We start from the raw sequence: 17,910 nt of genomic DNA, 5'->3' as shown, positions 1-17,910 counted from the left end.
CCCCGCGAAGAAGCGAACCATCAGAACAAGGACGGGAACCATGTCGCATGTATTGCCCGACCGGCTGTCGCCGGGCTCGCCCTATCCACTCGGGGCGAGCTGGGACGGACTCGGCGTCAACTTTGCGGTTTTCTCGGCCAATGCCCAGCGGATCGAGTTGTGCCTGTTCGATCCCACCGGTCGCAAGGAGATGAAGCGCTTCACGCTGCCCGAATGCACCGACGAGATCTGGCACGGCTACCTGCCTAACGCGCATCCCGGTACGGCCTATGGGTTTCGCGCGCATGGCCCTTACCAGCCGCAGAACGGGCATCGCTTCAACCCGCACAAGCTGTTGCTCGACCCGTACGCGCGCAAGCTCGTCGGACAGTTTCGCTGGTCGGATGCGCTCTTCAGTTACCGTGTGCATTCGAACCGGCTCGACCTGTCCATCGACCGGCGCGATTCGGCGCCGGCCATGCCGAAGTGCGTCGTGATCGACGAGGCCTTCGACTGGTCGCACGACACGCGGCCTAACGTGCCCTGGGGCGAAACGGTTCTCTACGAAGCCCACGTCCGCGGCGCGTCGATGCTGCGCCCCAATCTGCGCGCGCACGAACGTGGCACGTTTGCCGCGCTATCGTCGCCGGAGTTTATCGAGCATCTGCAGAAGCTCGGCGTCACCGCGGTCGAACTGTTACCGGTGCATGCGTTTCTGAACGACCGCTTCCTCGTGGAGCGCGGTCTGCGCAACTACTGGGGCTACAACACCGCGGCTTTCTTTGCGCCGGAGCCGTCGTATCTGAGCACGCATCGGCTCGACGAAATGCGCATCGCGGTTCGGCAACTGCATGCGGCAGGGATCGAAGTGATTCTGGACGTGGTCTACAACCATACGTGCGAAGGCGGCGAAATGGGTCCGACCGTATCGTGGCGCGGCCTCGACAACGCCAGCTACTATCGTCTCGTGCCCGGCGACGAACGTCACCATATCAACGACACCGGCTGCGGCAACACGCTGAACCTGCCGCATCCACGCGTGCTGCAGATGGTGATGGATTCGCTGCGCTACTGGTCGACGGCGTTCAACATCGACGGCTTCCGTTTCGATCTCGGCGTGACGCTCGGCCGCGAACATAACGGCTTCGATCCCGGCTCCGGCTTTTTCGACGCCTTGCGCCAGGACCCGATCCTGTCGCAACGCAAGCTGATTTCCGAGCCTTGGGACATCGGCCCGGGTGGCTATCAGCTCGGCAATCATCCGCCCGGCTTCGCGGAGTGGAACGACCGCTTTCGCGATACCGTACGGCGCTTCTGGCGTGGCGACGCTGGCCTGCGGCCCGATCTTGCGGCGCGCCTCACCGGCTCCGCGGATCTGTTTAACCGCCGCTTCAGGAAACCGTGGGCCTCGGTGAATTTCGTCGCGTCGCACGACGGCTTCACGCTTGCCGACATCGTCGCGTACGAGCAAAAGCATAACGAAGCCAACGGCGAAAATAACAACGACGGCCACAACGAGAACTGCAGTTCGAACTGGGGTGTCGAAGGATCGAGCGACGATCCCGCGATTCTCGAAACCCGTGCACGGGTGGCCCGCTCGCTGATGGCGACGCTGTTCATGGCGCTCGGCACGCCGATGATGCTGGCCGGCGACGAATCCTGCCGCACCCAGCACGGCAATAACAATGCGTACTGCCAGGACAACGAACTATCATGGATCGATTGGGAACGCGCCGGGTCTGAAGAAGGTCGCAGAATGACCGAGTTCGTCTCGCGCGTGATTGCCTTGCGCAAGCAGCATCCGCTGCTGCGCGAGACGCGCTTCCTGTTCGGCGACCGTGAGGTGTTGCCCGGCCTGTACGACATCGGCTGGTTCGACGAACGCGGCTTTCCCTTGACCATCGAGGCCTGGCAGGACCCGGAAGGACGCGCGCTGACGCTGCGCCGCGCAGGTCCAGGACTCGACGGTGAAACGGAAGTATTGTTGATGATGCTGAACGCGTCCGGCGGCATGTTGCGTTTCGCGCCGCCCGCGCCGCATCTGGAATGGCACGTGCTGCTGGATACCGCAGACCCCGACGCACCGCCTCGTCCGTTGGCGGCATCGGAAGTGGAAGTGGCCGGTCACGGTCTCGTCATGCTGGCCGCGCGGCCGGTGGGCGACGCAGACTGGCAGGCCGGCTGGCAAGCCGGGCCGCAGCACGGCCCGCGGCTCCTGACCGCGTTGCCGCCGGACCCGGGCACAGTCCTGCCCGCCGACGGCGAATCGCACACGTAGGGTTGCCGGAACACAAGGCGGCGGAGCAAAACCGAATGGTGATGAATCATGTCCGAAAGTCCGATTGATCCTCATGCGCGTCATCATGCGCATTGCCTGCCGTTCGGCGCGCAGCTGCTAGGTGCGGCGAGCGCGAGACCGCGCACGCGCTTTCGTTTTTGGGCGCCGTCGTGCCAGTCGGTGCAGGTGGAGATCGAAGGGCCGGCTGCGCCCGTCAAGCTCGAGATGACGCCGACCGGCAACGGCTGGTTCGAAGCCGAAGCCGATTGCGGCGCAGGCACGCTGTATCGCTACCGGCTCGACGGCGAACTGGCGGTGCCCGATCCCGCTTCGCGGTTTCAGCCGCAGGATGTACACGGCCCGAGCGAAGTGATCGATCCACGCGCCTATACGTGGCAACACGCGCACTGGCATGGCCGGCCCTGGGAAGAAACGGTGTTGTACGAATTGCATGTGGGCACGCTGGGCGGCTATGCGGGTGTCATGCAGCGTCTGCCCGCGCTCGCCGAACTGGGGGTGACCGCCATCGAACTGATGCCGTTGAACGATTTTCCCGGCCAGCGCAATTGGGGCTACGACGGCGTACTGCCGTATGCACCCGACTCATCCTATGGCCGCCCGGACGAACTGAAAGCACTGATCGATGCGGCCCACGGTCTCGGTCTGAACGTGTTCCTCGACGTGGTCTATAACCACTTCGGCCCGGACGGCAATTATCTGCATCGGTATGCGAAGCCGTTCTTTCGCGAAGGCACGCATACGCCTTGGGGTCCGGCCATCGACTTCGAGCGCACCGAGGTCCGCGATTTCTTCTGCGACAACGCGCTCTACTGGATCAACGAATATCGCTTCGACGGCCTGCGCTTCGATGCCGTGCATGCCATCGACAATCACGAATGGTTACGCGAACTCTCGGACCATATTCGCGCCAAGGTGCGGCACGGACGTCATGTGCATCTGGTCCTCGAAAACGAGCACAACACCGCCAACCTGCTCGAAACGCATTTCGACGCGCAGTGGAACGACGACGCGCACAACACCCTGCACGTGCTGCTGACCGGCGAGACGGAAGGCTACTATCACGCGTTCGCGGATGAGCCGATCCGCAAGCTGGCGCGGGTGCTCAGCGAAGGCTTTGTGTATCAGGGCGAGCCTTCGCCGATCCACGACGGTAAGCCGCGCGGCGAACCGAGCGGGCATGTGCCGCCCACCTCGTTCGTGATGTTTCTGCAGAACCACGATCAGATCGGCAATCGCGCATTCGGCGAGCGGCTGCGCAAGCTGTGCTCGCCGGATGCGCTGCGGGCTGCCACGGGCCTGTTGCTGCTCTCGCCGCAGATTCCGCTGCTGTTCATGGATGAAGAGTTCGGTTCCGATCAGCCGTTCCTGTTTTTCACCGACTACACCGGCGATCTCGCGGATGCGGTCCGCGAAGGACGCCGCCGCGAATTCGCGCGCTTCGCGTCCTTCAGCGACGAAAAGCGCCGCGCGCAGATTCCGGATCCGAATCATCCGCAGACCTTCGCCGCGTCGTCGCCGCCAACGGATGCCGCCGCGCAACCCGATGCACACGAACGGCTCGACTGGATGCACTTCTACAAATCCGCGCTGACGGTGCGGGCAAAGCTGATTACGCCGCGCCTCGCGCATGCGAAGGCATTGGGGGCAAGTGTGCTAGCCGCGCAGAACGGAAGTGACGCCAACGCGCTCATCGCACGCTGGCAGCTCGACGATGGGGAAACGCTCGCCATCGCGCTGAACCTCGGCGACGCTGCCGTGCCGTTTGCGCAAACGGAGACGTTGATGCCCAAAGGCAAGATCGTCTTCGAAACCCCGCCACGCGTGCGGGACCATCTCGCCGGGCAGCAGTTGCCGCCCTACGCCTTCATCGCGTGGTTGACCGGCGACGTCAGCGAGTATGCAAACACGCACGATGCGCGCAAGGTCATCGAACGGGAGTGGCACGCATGAACGCCACCCGACGCTCCGAGTCCATCAATAGCCTGGCCGCTCGCGCCGGTTTCGAAGTCGAATGGCAAGACGCGCATCACCTCATCCAGCAGGTTCCCGAAAGCACGCTCAGCGTGCTGCTCGAACGCATGGGACTGCCGTGCGGCAGCGCGGTCCAGATCCGCCAGAGCGCCGCCGCGCTCGAAGCGGAACTGTCCGGCCGCAAGCTGCCGCCGCTGATGACCGCCGAATGCGAGCGCGGCATCGCGCTGCCGGCGGCGGCGATCAGATCGGGCAGCCACTATAGGATCGAACTGGAAAGCGGTTCGCAGATCGACGGTCGCTTCACTGCGCCGAAAGGTGAAGCAGCGCTGCTGTCGCCTATCGACGAACCCGGTTATCACACGCTCTTTATCAACGACCACCGCATCACGCTCGCGGTGGCGCCCTCGCGCTGCTATACCGCCGCCGATGCGTGGCGGGCCATGCAGAACACGCCCGTGCCGCCGTTGTGGGGCATCGCTGCGCAACTCTATGGCTTGCGCCGCACGGGCGACGGCGGCATTGGCGACTACTCGGCGCTCGCGCAACTCGCTGTGGAAAGCGCGAAGCGCGGCGCGCATGCGCTCGCCGTCAGCCCGACCCATGCGATGTTCAGCGCCGAGCCGGAACGCTTTAGTCCGTATTCGCCGTCGTCGCGCTTGTGGCTCAATGTCACGCATATCGATCCGGCCGCCGTGTTCGGTGCGGAGGCGGCACGCGCCGCCATCGACGCTCATCAGGGCGCCGAAACATGGTCGCAGCTTGAACGTCTGACGCTGATCGACTGGCCGCAGGCTGTGCGGCTCAAGCTCAAGGTCCTGCGCACGCTCTTCGAGCAGTTCTGCATCCACGACCGCGCTCAGGACGCGCCCCGTGCACTCGAATTCAACGCGTTCTGCGTGCAAGGCGGCCGCTCGCTTGAGGACCACGCGCGCTTCGAAGCATTGCAGGCGGTTCAGCTTGCCCAGGCGGAGCCGAACGGACATTGGCGCACCTGGCCCGAGGCGTTGCGCGATCCGCGTAGTGCGGAGGTCGAAGCGTTTGCGAACGCGCATCGGCACGAGGTCGAATTTCATCTGTTCCTGCAATGGCTCGCGGCCAAGGGACTCTCGCATGCCCAGCACGCGGCCCGCGATGCCGGCATGGCGGTGGGCTTGATCGCGGACCTCGCCGTCGGTTGCGATAGCGCCGGCAGTCACGCGTGGTCGTATCGCGACGACATGCTGCAAGGCGTGTCGGTCGGCGCGCCGCCGGATCTGTTCAATCAGGCCGGCCAGGCGTGGGGACTCACGACGTTCTCGCCGCGCGCCATGCGCAACCAGGGCTTCGTGGCCTTTATCGACATGCTGCGCGCCGCGTTTGCTCACGCCGGCGGCATCCGCATCGATCACATCCTCGGCCTGCGGCGCCTGTGGCTCGTACCCGAAGGCGAAAGCGCGCGCAATGGCGCCTATCTGCGCTACCCGCTCGAAGACATGCTGCGGCTGATTGCGCTCGAATCGTGGCGACACCGCTCGATTGTGATCGGCGAGGATCTTGGCACGGTGCCGCCCGGCTTCCGGGAACGGCTCGACGAACACGGCATTGCCGGTATTCGCGTGTTGTGGTTCGAAAACGGCGCGTCGGGCAAGGACTTCAAGATGCCGCGGGACTGGGACCGCAACGCAGTGGCGACCACCACCACGCACGATCTGCCCACCGTCACCGGATGGTGGCGCGGAGCGGATATCGTGTGGCGCAATCAGATCGGACAGACCCTGCCGCGTGCCGACGGACGCGATCCCGTCGAAGTGGCGCTGGCCGAGCGTGCGAACGAACGCGCGGCGTTATGGGACGCGTTCCAGTGGGCCGGCGTCGCCGCACATGGCGTGCCCCCGCCGCCGATCGACAGCGCGCCGGTAGATGAAGCGCTCGCCTTCGTCGCCGCCACGCCCTCGCCGCTCGTCACGTATCCGCTCGAGGATCTCCTCGCGCTAGAAGACCAGCCGAATCTGCCGGGCTCGATCGACGAGCATCCGAACTGGCGGCGGCGCCTCGCACTGCCGATCGACGAACTGTTCGCCGAGCCCGCGTTCAGCGACCGCCTGCTCGCGGTTGAACGCGCGCGCAGCGTCGGCGCCACTGCTGCTTCTGCATCCACTACCGCTTCTTCGGGGCCCGACACACCATGACCGTCCCGCGTTCTACCCTCAGGCTGCAGTTCCACAAGGGCTTCACGTTCGACGACGCCCTCGCGCACGTCGAGTACTTTGCTGCGCTCGGCGTGAGCCATCTGTACGCATCGCCGGTGACGACGGCCGAGCCGGGTTCGATGCACGGCTACGACACCGTCGACTACAGCCGGATCAGCGCGGAATGCGGCGGCGAAGCGGGACTCAAGCGGCTGGTCGAGAAACTGCACGAACGCGGCATGGGGCTGATTATCGACGTGGTGCCGAATCACATGGGCGTCGGCGGGTCGAGCAACGCGTGGTGGCTCGATATCCTCGAATGGGGACGCCATAGCGCATATGCACGGCACTTCGACATCGACTGGCATTCGCCCGATCCTGCCCTGCGCGGCAAAGTGCTGATGCCGTGCCTGGGCGCATCGTATGGAGACGAACTCGCCGCCGGCCGGATCGAACTGCGCTTCGCTGCGCAGACGGGGCACTTCTATGCGGCCTACGGACCGCACGTCGGCCCGGTGTGCCCGATCGATTACGCGGCGATCCTGCAAAGCGCCGAGCGCGCGGATCTCAGTGCGCTCGCCGAACGCTTCCAGGGACTCACCACGCAACCGGCCGACCAGCCACGCGCCGCCGAAGGGCGCGAGTTGTTGCGCGAGTTCGTGGCGCAGAACGGCAGGTCGGCCGTCGACGCCGCGCTAGCCAACTATGCGCCCGGCGAATCCGTGACGCGCGACCGTTTGCATCGGCTGCTCGAGCGCCAGCATTTCAGGCTCGCGTGGTGGCGCACGGCGTCGGACGAAGTGAACTGGCGGCGCTTCTTCGACATCAGCACGCTGGCCGGCATCCGCGTCGAACGGCCCGAGGTGTTCGACGCCGTGCACGCGTTGCCGTTTCGCCTCTATACGGAAGGCCTGATCGACGGCGTGCGGATCGACCATGTGGACGGTCTCGCCGAACCACGCGAATATTGCCAGCGGCTGCGGCAACGCCTAAACGAGCTGCGCGACGGCGAGCCGTATATCGTGGTCGAAAAGATCCTCGCGCGCGGCGAGCCGTTGCGCGAGGACTGGCCGGTCCACGGCACCACCGGCTACGACTTCATGAACGATGTCGGCGCGCTGCTGCACGATCCGGCGGGCGCCGAACCGCTCGCCGCGACGTGGGCCGAGCTGACCGGACGCAGCGCGCGCTTCGCCGATGAAGCGTTGGCCGCGCGGCGCAAGATTCTCGCGGAAAATCTCTCTGCGGAACTGGACCGCGCCGCGCGCGCCTTGCATCGGATTGCCCGCGATTCGATCACCACACGCGACTTCACCTTCACCGCGCTGCACCGCGTGCTGACCGAACTCGTCGTGCACTTTCCGGTGTATCGCATCTATCCGCAAAACGGCGTACGCACAGAGGCCGACAACGTCTATTTCAATCAGGCGCTAGCCGGCGCGAAGCAAGCGCTCTCGCCTGCCGATTACGCCGTGCTGGACCAGGTCGATGCCTGGTTGGGTAGCGGCACAGCCGAGGACGCCGCACTGGTTCGCCAGGGTTCGGCCGCCAACGCGCAGGCAGGCGCGAATGGTCAGCCGTTCAATCACGCGGGATCGTCTCGCCGCACGGCGCAGACGCTGTTTTCGCAATTGACCGCACCGGTGGCGGCGAAAGCGGTCGAGGACACAGCCTGCTATCGCTACGGCCGCCTGTTGTCGCGCAACGAGGTGGGTTCCGACCCAGGCGAATTCGCACTTTCGGTCGAGCAGTTTCACGCCACCAATCTCGAACGCGCACGCCGTTTTCCGCATGCGATGCTGGCGACCGCCACCCACGATCACAAGCGCGGTGAAGACGTGCGCGCACGGCTTGCCGTACTCAGCGAGATCGCGCATGACTGGAGCGCGACGCTGCGCGCATGGTCGACGCTGAACGCACCGCAGCGCCGCGCGCTCGACGGCAGTCTGGCCGCACTCGATCACGACTGGGCGCCGGGCCCGGCAGCAGAGGCAATGCTGTATCAAACCCTGGTGGGCTGCTGGCCGCCCGAGCTCGCACCCGATGACGACGCCGGCGTCAAGGCACTCGCCGAACGGGTCGCGCAGTGGCAGTTGAAGGCGCTGCGCGAGGCGAAGCTGCGCACGTCCTGGCTCGCGCCCGACGAGACGTATGAGAAGGCCTGCCGCGACTTCCTGTTCGATATCCTCGCGCCGCAGCGGCGCGACGGTTTCCTGCACGCGCTATCCGCACTGGTCGCCCGGATCGGCCAGGCCGGCGCCATCAACAGCTTGCAGCAGACCGTGCTGCGACTCACGTCGCCGGGCGTCCCGGATCTGTACCAAGGCACCGAGTTGTGGGACTTCACTCTGGTGGATCCAGACAACCGGCGTCCGGTGGATTTTGCACAGCGTGCGGCATGGCTGGTCGAAACGCCGCCGTCGGACTTGCTGTCCGAGTGGCGCAATGGACGCGTGAAGCTGGCCGTCGTGCAGCGCTTGCTGGCGCTGCGCGCGCACTTGCCGGCGCTGCTGAGCGAGGGCACGTATTTGCCGCTGACCGTCAAGGGCAAGCATGCGGCACAGGTGGTCGCGTTCGCGCGCAGACACGCCAACGCGTGGGCCGTAATCATCGTGACGCATCTGGCGGCTGGACTGCTCGACGAGGGCGGCGACGTGCCGCTCGTCAATGCCGCGCAGTGGGAAGACACGGCGGTCGAGATGCCCGCCGAGCTGACCTCGCGCGCACTGTTCGACTGGATGAGCACCGCCGCCCCCAAGGTCGAGGATGACGGTTCGCTCTTCCTGCGCGATGCGCTCGCGACGATGCCGGTGGCCGTGCTGGTGGAAGACGGCGTGCCGCGCGCTTGAGGCGCCGCGGCACCCGTTATCCCGAGATCAGGAAGCAGCGGCGCGCCGCTCGGTTGCACGTCGCGCCGCATCGGCCATTTGCTCGGCCACCCGCCGCGTGTCCCAGTACACCTGCCCTTGATACATGCGCTCGCCGCGGACATTGAAGCGGTCGACGCCCTGCCATGACAGCGCCTCGCCGCCCACACTCGCCGACGCGCGCCATTCGATCAGTACGGCATCGCCCGTCGGCGCCCACTGCAGCACCTCCACTTTCAGATCCGGCAATTGATTCAGCACTTGCCTGAAGTGCTCGACGACGCCTTCCCGATCCGCCGGCACGGTCATGGGTGGAATCAGATTGCGCGTGTCCGGATGCATCAGGTCGCGCAGATCGTCTGCGACCGGATGACGCCAGTGCTCGGCGAAACGGTTGACCACAGCGCGGGCACTCTGCCATTGCTCGTCCGAAGGCGGGACGTACTTCACGTCGGTATTCGTTGAACCAGTCATTGCAAATCTCCCGAAAGAGCGTCGGCTAACGACGCAGGTTTCATCCTTCACGACGACATACGCCATGAATTTCACATACACTATGTATGTATACTACGATGCGAAGGTGAAAAGTCAAGCGCTGGATAGAAGCCCTATGGAAAACGTCGGTCCGTTCAAAACACGTCGCGAGGAATACGCCGACGCCACGCGCGAAGCGCTGGTCGTCGCGGCTGGGGAATTGTTCACGTCGGAGGGGTACCAGCAGGTCGGCATCGAGGCGATTGCCCGCAAGGCGCGCGTGACGCGCGGCGCCTTCTATCATCACTTCAGCGACAAGGCGGAGCTATTCGATGCCCTCGTGGTGTCGCTACAGACTGCGGCTGCGGCTCGCGTGCGAGGCGTCGCCGGGGGCGCGCCGAAGGCGCAGCGCATCCGCGCCGGCATTCGCGAGTTCCTGGAGGTCTGCTCCGAGCCGGCCTACCGTCACCTCGTGATCGAGGCCGCGCCTGCCGTACTCGGCGCCGCACGCTGCCGGGAGATCGAGGACGCGCATATTTACGGGCTCCTGATTGCGGGACTGTCGGGCGCTGGTCCGCAAGGCGAACCGGCCATCGCGAATCCCTACCTTGCGGCGCGGATGATCGGCCGCATGGTGTGCGAAGCGGCGCTGCTGCTTGACGATGCGGATGATCCGGCGGCGCTTAAGGCCGAGGCGCTGGCTATCGTCGAGCAGACCTTGACGACGCTGACCGCGGGCAAGCGCCGCACGGTCCGTGCCGCGACGGGGCGGACACGCGCAGCGTCCCGATGAAGTGAGTCTGTCGCGTGCAAACGCGCGGAGTCCGGGAAGGACACGCCTGCTTCATCGGAAGGTACTACGCTTTGCAAAATCCAGGTTGCCACTGAAACCACGGGAACGCCCATGCCTCTTGACTGGTTGAGTATCCGAACAGGCGAAGCCGACTCACTGCACGGCGCGATAGTCGAACTATGCGGCTGGATCGTTCCGCTCGATCCCGTCGCCGACGAAGCCGATTACTTTGTGCTCGCAGCGGATGCCCCTTGCTGCGGCGGCTGCCTGCCGCGCAATCCGCTGTCGTGCGTGGAAGTGTTTGCCGCGGTGCCCTGCGCACCACAGGAGCAGGCCGTCACCTTCAGAGGACGCCTGCAGCGCCTCACCGACGACCCCGCCGGCTGGCGCTATCAACTCGTCGACGCGCGTCCGCTCGACCTGCCGTCGGAACACGCGCCACGCAGCGCGAGTCGCCGCGCGTTCCTCGCGTCGGGTGCGGCGTTGGGCCTTGCGGCCTGTGCGCCTGGCCGCTTCGCGAGCTACACCGAAAAGCCGGACGCCGCCGCTCAGAACGCGGACGCAAAAACAGCGGATGCACAGACGCCTGCCGCACACGCATCCGACGACGCATCCACCTGGCGCACCGCCGACACGCTTACCATGGACATGCACAGCCATGCCGGCCGGGTGATCGTCTCGCGCGACCCGGCCATTGACGCCAATCGTCCGTTCCTTCCTCTCGCGGGGCCCATGCGCACGGGCGGCATGAACGTCATCTGCCTCGCGATCGTTACCGACACCACCGTCACGCACGTCACCGCCGATCGCAAGCGCATCGAGGCCTGGCGAACTCCTCAGGATGGCGAACTATATGCCCTGGGCCAGGCCGAGTTCGTCCGCGTGCACGAGTTGATCCAACGCGAGCAGATGCAGGTGGTGACGAACGCGGCGTCGCTTGCCGCGAACAGCAAAACAGGACCTTGCGCGATTATTGCCTCCGAAGGCGCCGACTTTCTGGAAGGCCGGCTCGAGCGCGTCGACGAAGCGTATACGCAGCATCAACTGCGTCATCTGCAGCTCACCCACTACCGGGTCAATGAACTCGGCGACATCCAGACCGAGCCGCCCGTGCACGGCGGTCTCACCGACTTCGGCGCGGACGTGGTGCGCCGATGCAATCAGCTAGGCATTGTCGTGGACGTCGCGCATGGCACCTTTGACCTCGTCAAGCGCGCGGCGGACACCACCACCAAGCCGCTGATCCTGTCGCATACCGCCCTGGCGACGCATCCATCGGCGCGCAGCCGTCTGATCACACCGCACCATGCGCGGGTGATTGCCGGCACCGGTGGTGTGATCGGGGTGTGGCCAAGCTCCGGGACGTATCGCGACTTGCAGGGCATGGCCCATGGCATGCAGCGCATGGCGGACGTGGTCGGCGTCGAGCATGTCGGATTGGGCACGGACATGCTCGGCTTCATCAACCCGCCGGTGTTCCGCAGCTATGAGCAGTTGCCGGCATTAGCCGACGCGTTGTTGACCGCCGGCTTCAGCCAGGAAGAGGTGGGAATGATTCTGGGCGGCAACTACCGGCGCGTGTTCGAAGCCTCGGTGGGCTGACGGGCGAGTGGTCAGCGGTTCGCCGCTTACCGCCCGGCGGCCCACAACAGCGACAGTCCCGAGGACAGCATCAAACCGTCGACCACCAGCTTGAAGGTGCGCGGGCTCATGCGAACCACCACATAGCGCGCCGCAAACGAGCCCGCCATCAGTGCCGAGCCGGTGATCAGGCCATCGAACACCACATGCAACGGCAACGCGCCAAAGTGCTTGAACACAGCCACTTTAGTGCCGTACACCGCGAGCGACCCGGCCGCTTCCGTCGCGAGAAATGCGCCTTTCACGAGCCCGTACGACATGAACACCGGTACGGTGATCGGTCCGGTCGATACGACGATGCCGGTCAGGAAGCCCACCACGCCGCCAATCAGCGCGAGATGCAGCAGCGAGAATTGAATCGAGCGACGCGCCAGCCAGCGACGCGTGGGGACCATGGCGAGAAAGAAGAGACCGAGCGCGAGTTCGACCGCATGCGGCGGCAACGCGAGCAGCGTCCGCACACCCAGCGCCGCGCCGGGCACGGCCGTCGAACAATAGGCGGCACACGCGCGCCAGTCGACTTCACGCCACCATGCCAGGATCTTGCCCAGATTGCCCATGATTGCAGCGATCGCCATGATCGGCACGGCCTGTTGCGGGCCGAACAGCATCACAAGCACGGGCATCAGCAGCATGGACGAGCCTGTGCCGATCACGCCGCTTAGCATGCCTGCCACCAGCCCTACGCACAACACGAGCAGATATCCCACGGTGTCCCCAAATGGTGTTTTGGCAGACGATTTTAACCGGGCTCGGGAATGTGCGAGCAGCGGCGAGGAGAGCGCAGGCCAGGCATTGCCGCTCGCCCGCACCCTCAACGTCGATCAACCGCCCTCGTCATCGAAGTGTTTCGGATAGACCCGCACCAGCAGAATACGCGGCCCCTTCATCTTCTTGACGACGATATCGAAGCGGTCGAACTCGACCCGCTGCCCTTCGTTCGGCAGATCGTTGAGCGCCTGAATCACCAGCCCGCCCACCGATTCGGCCCGGCCTTCGTCAATGTCGATCCCCAGCGCCCGCTCCAGCGACACCACCGGCAAACTGCCCTTGCCCATCAAGGTGCCGTCGTCCATGCGGGTCCAGTCGGCATCGCCCTGGCGAAACTCGTCGTGGATCTGCCCGACCAGCGCGCCGAGCAGATTGTCGAGCGTGAGAAAGCCGATCGGCGCCGCGTTCTTGTGTCCGACGAGCGCCATATGCGGCGCGCCCTTGCGAAAGCGCCGGAACAGTTCCAGCGCGGGCATATCCGGCTTCACGTACTGGACCGGCCGCACATACTTCGAGAGATCGTCGAGCGTGCTGCCCGCCTGGCGCGCCAACAACAGGTCCTTCAGATGGATCATGCCGGCCACGCGCTCGCCCGCGGCATCCTCGAACAACGGATAGCGGCTGAAGCGGTGCCGTGCGACCACCTGCATGTTCTCGCGCAACGGCAAGTCGCGCCTCAGTCCGACCATCTCATAGGCCGGCCGCATCAGATCCGAGACCGTCATGCGCGAGAAATCCAGCGAGTGCGCGATGGTGTTCCATTCGTCCTGGCTATACGCGCCGTCCGCCGCGCCGATGCCGCTCGCCACGTTGGCGTGGCGGCCGCGCAGGATGAGCTTGAGCTCTTCGGTGGAGTAATGCGCATCACCGCCGTGATCCGCCGTCAGGCCCGCCAGACGAAGGACGGCGTTCGCGCTGGTGTTCAGCAGCCAGATGGCCGGATACATCGCCCAGTAGAACCCATAAAGCGGCGTGGCGGCCCACAGCGACACCTTCTCGGACTGACGAATGGCGAGCGACTTCGGCGCCAGTTCACCCACCACGATATGCAGGAACGAGATGCACGAGAACGCGAAGAACAGCGAGACGCCGTGGATCACGTTCTCCGATTCGATGTTGAGCAGGCGGAACAGCGGCGTCAGCAGGTCCGCAAAAGCCGGCTCGCCGATCCAGCCCAGCCCTAGCGAGGCGAGCGTGATGCCGAGCTGGCAGGCGGACAGATAGGCATCGAGACGCCCGTGCACCTTCGCCAGCAGGCGGCCACGCATGCCGTGCTGCGCGGCAAGACTCTGCACCCGCGTCTGCCGCAGCTTCACCAGACCGAATTCGGCGGCAACGAAGAATCCATTGAGCGCGACGAGCAGCAACGCACCGATAAGGGCGACAACCTGAATCAAGAGAAAGGGCTCCGGCAACGAAAAGTTGTCAGTATAGAGTGCGAAAGCTACGTGAAAGTTTTATCGCGGCACAGGCGGCAGGATTGCCGCCGCCTGGCCCGTCGAGCCGCTTAGCGCCGTCGTCGAGATGTCAGGCCGCGACGAGCGGGATGCGCAGCGCCAGCGTCGCGGCCTGACCGTCCTGCATCTCGCCTTGCTCGAAGGTGCCGCCATGCGCTTCCGCGACGCGCTTGCACAGCGCCAGCACCCACGCAATCCGCCCCGCTTCGCGCGGCGCCCGCGCCTGGGTGCGCGCGAACGGTTCGAGCAGATGAGACACGGAGGCATCGTCGAATGCGGCCAGCGTCGGCTCATAGGAGACCACAGCGTGCCACGCGCGGGCGTCGGCGCCCGATGCGAGCGTGACCTTGGCGCCGTTCGCGCCGGCCTCCACCGCGAAGGTGAGCATCAGCCAGAGCGCCGCGGCGAGACGCTCGCGGTCGCCGTTGAACTGCTCGGTGGAAAGCTCCGATTCGAACGCGACCGACACACCGCGCGACCTCGCGAGTCCTGCGCGAACCTCGTCCACCGAATCCGAGAACAATGCCTGCAACGCGAACGGCTCGCGCACGAGCGCCAGCGTTTTGGTGCCGGCGCGGGTCGTATCGACAATCGACTCCAGCAGCTTGACCTGCTGATCCACGCCACTGCGGATGCCGACGATGGCGCGCTGCGCGGCCGGGTCGTTGGCGTCGAGTTTGCGCTCGAGCACGTAGGCCCAGCTATGGATCGCATTGAGCGGGCCGCGCAAATCGTGCGACACCAGGGAGAGCACGTGGTCGCGCATGAAGAGCGCGGCCTCCGCGCAAAGATGCGCGGTGCGTTCGGACAGGGAGACGCTGGAAGCGCCCTGCTGGCCGCTGCCAGATCCGGTGGAAGAGGTTGTCACGATCGAGGCCCTCTCAGGCAGTGCATGGGATTGGACGGAAGTGCCATTATAGGCACCCTCCTTCGTGAAGCAGGGCGCGTACCCGCCCAGTGCAGGTCTCTGCAAACTCACTTGCGCGTCCGAACGCTCGGCCAAACCCGGGTGATCTGGGCGGCACGCTGCCAACACGCCTACAATGTCGCTTTTTACGACCTGTATGAAGGAGCAACTCATGTCGACCGTGACTACCGAATCCGGCCTCAAATACGAAGACCTGACCGAAGGCACCGGCGCTGAAGCCGTCGCCGGCAAAACGGTCAGCGTCCACTACACGGGCTGGTTGACCGACGGCCAGAAGTTCGACTCGAGCAAGGACCGTAACGATCCGTTCGCCTTCGTATTGGGTGGCGGCATGGTCATCAAGGGCTGGGATGAAGGCGTGCAGGGCATGAAGGTGGGCGGCGTGCGCAAGCTGACGATCCCGCCGCAACTCGGCTACGGCGTGCGCGGCGCAGGCGGCGTGATTCCGCCGAATGCGACGCTCGTGTTCGAAGTCGAACTGCTCGACGTTTAAGCGTTTCAGACTGCCCATGAGCCACGCTGCCGTCGCCGCTCCCAGCGTTTCGTTGCGCCGCTATGGCGCAATCGAGGCGTCGGATGTGCACGACTTTCATCAGGTCGTGCTGGGGCTCGACGGCGCAATGGAGATGAGCGTAGACGGGGTCGGTCAATTGATCGATGCCGGTTCGGCGTGGCTGATTCCCGCCGGCGCGCAGCACGACTACGCGGGGATCGGCGAGAACCGGCAACTCGTGCTGGATCTGCCTGCGACGTCACTCGCGGTGCCGGAACGTTTGTTCGACCGCGCGCGGGCTGTCTCAGTGGATGCGTCGCTGACGCAGCTCGTGCATAGCATTGCCGCCCGCGCGACGGGCGGCATGCAAGCCGGCGACGACCTCGCCGTGCGGCGTTTTCACTGGGATGCCGCCGCGCGCCTGTGCGCGGCCATGCTGGCGGACGCCGGCACGACGCAATCCGCCGCGCTCGGCGGCGACGGCGCGCCTGGCGCCGGTCTTGACTTCGTGCGCATCGACCGCTGGCTGCGCACGCATCTCTCGGAGCCGCTGCGCATCGCCGATCTCGCCGCGCATTGCGGCTTCGGCATGCGGCGTTTCCATCAGTTGTTTATCGAAGCGTTCGGCGAGACGCCGCATCGCTATCTGCAGCGTCTGCGGCTCGATACCTCGATCACGCTACTCGCCGATCCGCGGCGTTCGCTGACCGACATCGCGCTTGAAGTGGGCTTTGGCGATCAGAGCGCCTACACCCATGCGTTCACGCGGCGCTTCGGGCTAGCACCCGGTCAATGGCGCACCGTGCGCCATTGATGGAATCGCGGCTTAACCCGCCAGACCGCGCGCCAGATCGTTGCGGATATCGCCCGCATTCTCCAGCCCGACCGCCAGACGGATCAGCCCTTCCGTGATGCCCGCTGCCGCGCGCGCTTCCGGCGTGATGCGGCCGTGCGTCGTGGTGGCCGGATGGGTGATCGTCGTACGCGTATCGCCGAGATTACCGGTGATCGAGCAGATCCTGGTGCTGTCGATCACGCGCCATGCGTTGGCGCGCTGCGCTTCCGGCGTATCGCCCTTCAGTTCGAACGACACGATCGCGCCGCCCGCTTTCTGCTGACGTTTGGCAATCTCGAACTGCGGGTGCGACTCCAGCCCCGGATAGAACACACGATTCACCGCCGGATGCGTTTCCAGCCAACGGGCGATTTCCAGCGCATTCTCCGACTGCTTTTCCACCCGCAGCGACAGCGTTTCCATGCCCTTGAGCAGCACCCAAGCGTTGAACGCGGACAGCGTCGGTCCGGCGCTGCGCACGAACGGAAACACCTTTTCCATGATGAATTTCTTCGACCCGACTAGCGCGCCGCCGAGCACGCGGCCCTGGCCGTCGAGGAACTTGGTGGCCGAATGCATCACGACGTCCGCGCCGAGCTTCAAAGGCTGCTGCAAGGCCGGGCTGCAGAAACAGTTGTCCACCACGAACAGCACGTTCGCGGCCTTCGCAATCTTGCCGATCGCTTCGATGTCGGCGATTTCGGTCAGCGGGTTCGACGGCGTTTCGAGGAAGAACATCTTCGTCTCGGGACGCACGGCGTTTTTCCACGCGTCGAGATCCGTCGGATCGACGAAGGTGGTCGTGATGCCGAACTTGCTGAAGATCTGCGAGAACATGCCGAGCGTCGAACCGAACAGGCTCTGCGAGCTGACGAGGTGGTCGCCCGCCTGCAGGGCCGACATCACCACCGACATGATCGCGGCCATGCCCGAAGCCGTCGCCATGCACGCCTCGCCGCCTTCGAGCGCGGCCAGACGGTCCTGGAACATCGTGACCGTGGGATTCGTGAAGCGCGAGTACGTGTAATAGTCCTCGGAGTTCTTGAAGCGTTCCGCGGCGTCGGCGGCGCTTGCAAACACAAAGCTCGACGTGAGGAAAATCGCTTCCGAATGCTCGTTGAAGTCGCTGCGCAGCGTGCCCGAGCGGACTGCGAGGGTGTCGAAGTTCAGGGATTCGTCCATGTTGGTTCTAGTTCCATTTTCCACGTGTCGTCACGTGTTGCCACGTTTT

General features: G+C 65.1%; 13 protein-coding genes. 8 read left to right on the top strand and 5 right to left on the bottom strand.

The annotated features are described in order from the left end of the window. Nucleotides 1-40 precede the first annotated feature (40 nt). Genes glgX through treY form a run of 4 tightly spaced genes read left to right on the top strand, consistent with a single transcriptional unit; the run spans nucleotide 41 to nucleotide 9,269 of the window. A complete protein-coding gene (gene glgX / locus BUS12_RS02565; protein ID WP_074294104.1) occupies nucleotides 41-2,257 on the top strand; it encodes a glycogen debranching protein GlgX in 2,217 nt (738 codons plus the stop codon). Between the two features lie 48 nt (nucleotides 2,258-2,305). Next, a complete protein-coding gene (gene treZ / locus BUS12_RS02560; RefSeq protein WP_074294103.1) occupies nucleotides 2,306-4,228 on the top strand; it encodes a malto-oligosyltrehalose trehalohydrolase in 1,923 nt (640 codons plus the stop codon). Continuing rightward, nucleotides 4,225-6,420 carry a 4-alpha-glucanotransferase gene (gene malQ, locus BUS12_RS02555; RefSeq protein WP_074294102.1) on the top strand — a complete coding sequence of 732 codons (2,196 nt, stop codon included), beginning with the start codon at nucleotides 4,225-4,227 and terminating at the stop codon, nucleotides 6,418-6,420. The genes treZ and malQ overlap by 4 nt, the downstream gene beginning before the upstream one ends. Beyond that, nucleotides 6,417-9,269, top strand: coding sequence for a malto-oligosyltrehalose synthase (gene treY, locus BUS12_RS02550; RefSeq protein ID WP_074294101.1), 2,853 nt, complete (start codon nucleotides 6,417-6,419; stop codon nucleotides 9,267-9,269). Before malQ ends, treY begins: the two co-directional genes overlap by 4 nt. Nucleotides 9,270-9,296: 27 nt before the next feature. On the opposite strand, the gene BUS12_RS02545 is transcribed toward treY, so the two are convergent. Continuing rightward, nucleotides 9,297-9,761, bottom strand: a complete 465-nt coding sequence (locus tag BUS12_RS02545; protein WP_074294100.1) for a nuclear transport factor 2 family protein — start codon at nucleotides 9,759-9,761, stop codon at nucleotides 9,297-9,299. A gap of 136 nt (nucleotides 9,762-9,897) precedes the next feature. On the opposite strand from BUS12_RS02545, the gene BUS12_RS02540 reads away from it, so the two are divergent. Together BUS12_RS02540 and BUS12_RS02535 are read left to right on the top strand one after the other, a co-directional pair. Then, nucleotides 9,898-10,554: a TetR/AcrR family transcriptional regulator gene (locus BUS12_RS02540; RefSeq protein WP_074294099.1), complete on the top strand. Its 657-nt coding sequence runs from the start codon at nucleotides 9,898-9,900 to the stop codon at nucleotides 10,552-10,554. Between the two features lie 111 nt (nucleotides 10,555-10,665). Continuing rightward, entirely contained in the window at nucleotides 10,666-12,156 is a 1,491-nt protein-coding gene (locus tag BUS12_RS02535) for a dipeptidase (RefSeq protein WP_074294098.1), read from the top strand. Between the two features lie 26 nt (nucleotides 12,157-12,182). Here the strand turns inward: BUS12_RS02535 and BUS12_RS02530 are convergent, their stop codons facing one another. The 3 genes from BUS12_RS02530 to BUS12_RS02520 all read right to left on the bottom strand — a co-directional run bounded on the left by BUS12_RS02530 (nucleotide 12,183) and on the right by BUS12_RS02520 (nucleotide 15,291). After that, the gene (locus BUS12_RS02530) at nucleotides 12,183-12,905 is read right to left on the bottom strand and encodes a sulfite exporter TauE/SafE family protein (protein ID WP_074294097.1); all 723 of its coding nucleotides are present in this window, start codon (nucleotides 12,903-12,905) and stop codon (nucleotides 12,183-12,185) included. A gap of 114 nt (nucleotides 12,906-13,019) precedes the next feature. After that, entirely contained in the window at nucleotides 13,020-14,363 is a 1,344-nt protein-coding gene (locus BUS12_RS02525) for a hemolysin family protein (RefSeq protein WP_074294096.1), read from the bottom strand. A 130-nt stretch (nucleotides 14,364-14,493) separates the two neighbouring features. Beyond that, nucleotides 14,494-15,291 carry a sensor histidine kinase gene (locus BUS12_RS02520; RefSeq protein ID WP_074294095.1) on the bottom strand — a complete coding sequence of 266 codons (798 nt, stop codon included), beginning with the start codon at nucleotides 15,289-15,291 and terminating at the stop codon, nucleotides 14,494-14,496. Between the two features lie 211 nt (nucleotides 15,292-15,502). Here BUS12_RS02520 and BUS12_RS02515 point away from each other — a divergent pair, with 211 nt between their 5' ends. After that, nucleotides 15,503-15,844, top strand: a complete 342-nt coding sequence (locus BUS12_RS02515; RefSeq protein WP_074294094.1) for an FKBP-type peptidyl-prolyl cis-trans isomerase — start codon at nucleotides 15,503-15,505, stop codon at nucleotides 15,842-15,844. Between the two features lie 16 nt (nucleotides 15,845-15,860). Continuing rightward, nucleotides 15,861-16,658, top strand: coding sequence for a helix-turn-helix domain-containing protein (locus BUS12_RS02510; RefSeq protein ID WP_074294093.1), 798 nt, complete (start codon nucleotides 15,861-15,863; stop codon nucleotides 16,656-16,658). 12 nt (nucleotides 16,659-16,670) lie between these two features. On the opposite strand, the gene BUS12_RS02505 is transcribed toward BUS12_RS02510, so the two are convergent. Continuing rightward, nucleotides 16,671-17,861 (bottom strand): O-succinylhomoserine sulfhydrylase, encoded by a 1,191-nt coding sequence (locus BUS12_RS02505; RefSeq protein ID WP_074294092.1) that lies wholly within the window; start codon nucleotides 17,859-17,861, stop codon nucleotides 16,671-16,673. Nucleotides 17,862-17,910 lie beyond the last annotated feature (49 nt).

Origin of the sequence: Paraburkholderia phenazinium (assembly GCF_900142845.1) — a bacterium.
GTDB lineage: Bacteria > Pseudomonadota > Gammaproteobacteria > Burkholderiales > Burkholderiaceae > Paraburkholderia > Paraburkholderia phenazinium_A.
This window is presented reverse-complemented; position numbering and strand designations above follow the sequence as displayed.

Coding starts and splice junctions, on each gene's coding strand:
- BUS12_RS02510 (WP_074294093.1), top strand. CDS start 15,861: ATGAGCCACGCTGCCGTCGCCGCTCCCAGCGTTTCGTTGCGCCGCTAT.
- treY (WP_074294101.1), top strand. CDS start 6,417: ATGACCGTCCCGCGTTCTACCCTCAGGCTGCAGTTCCACAAGGGCTTC.
- glgX (WP_074294104.1), top strand. CDS start 41: ATGTCGCATGTATTGCCCGACCGGCTGTCGCCGGGCTCGCCCTATCCA.
- treZ (WP_074294103.1), top strand. CDS start 2,306: ATGTCCGAAAGTCCGATTGATCCTCATGCGCGTCATCATGCGCATTGC.
- BUS12_RS02535 (WP_074294098.1), top strand. CDS start 10,666: ATGCCTCTTGACTGGTTGAGTATCCGAACAGGCGAAGCCGACTCACTG.
- malQ (WP_074294102.1), top strand. CDS start 4,225: ATGAACGCCACCCGACGCTCCGAGTCCATCAATAGCCTGGCCGCTCGC.
- BUS12_RS02545 (WP_074294100.1), bottom strand. CDS start 9,761: ATGACTGGTTCAACGAATACCGACGTGAAGTACGTCCCGCCTTCGGAC.
- BUS12_RS02505 (WP_074294092.1), bottom strand. CDS start 17,861: ATGGACGAATCCCTGAACTTCGACACCCTCGCAGTCCGCTCGGGCACG.
- BUS12_RS02540 (WP_074294099.1), top strand. CDS start 9,898: ATGGAAAACGTCGGTCCGTTCAAAACACGTCGCGAGGAATACGCCGAC.
- BUS12_RS02515 (WP_074294094.1), top strand. CDS start 15,503: ATGTCGACCGTGACTACCGAATCCGGCCTCAAATACGAAGACCTGACC.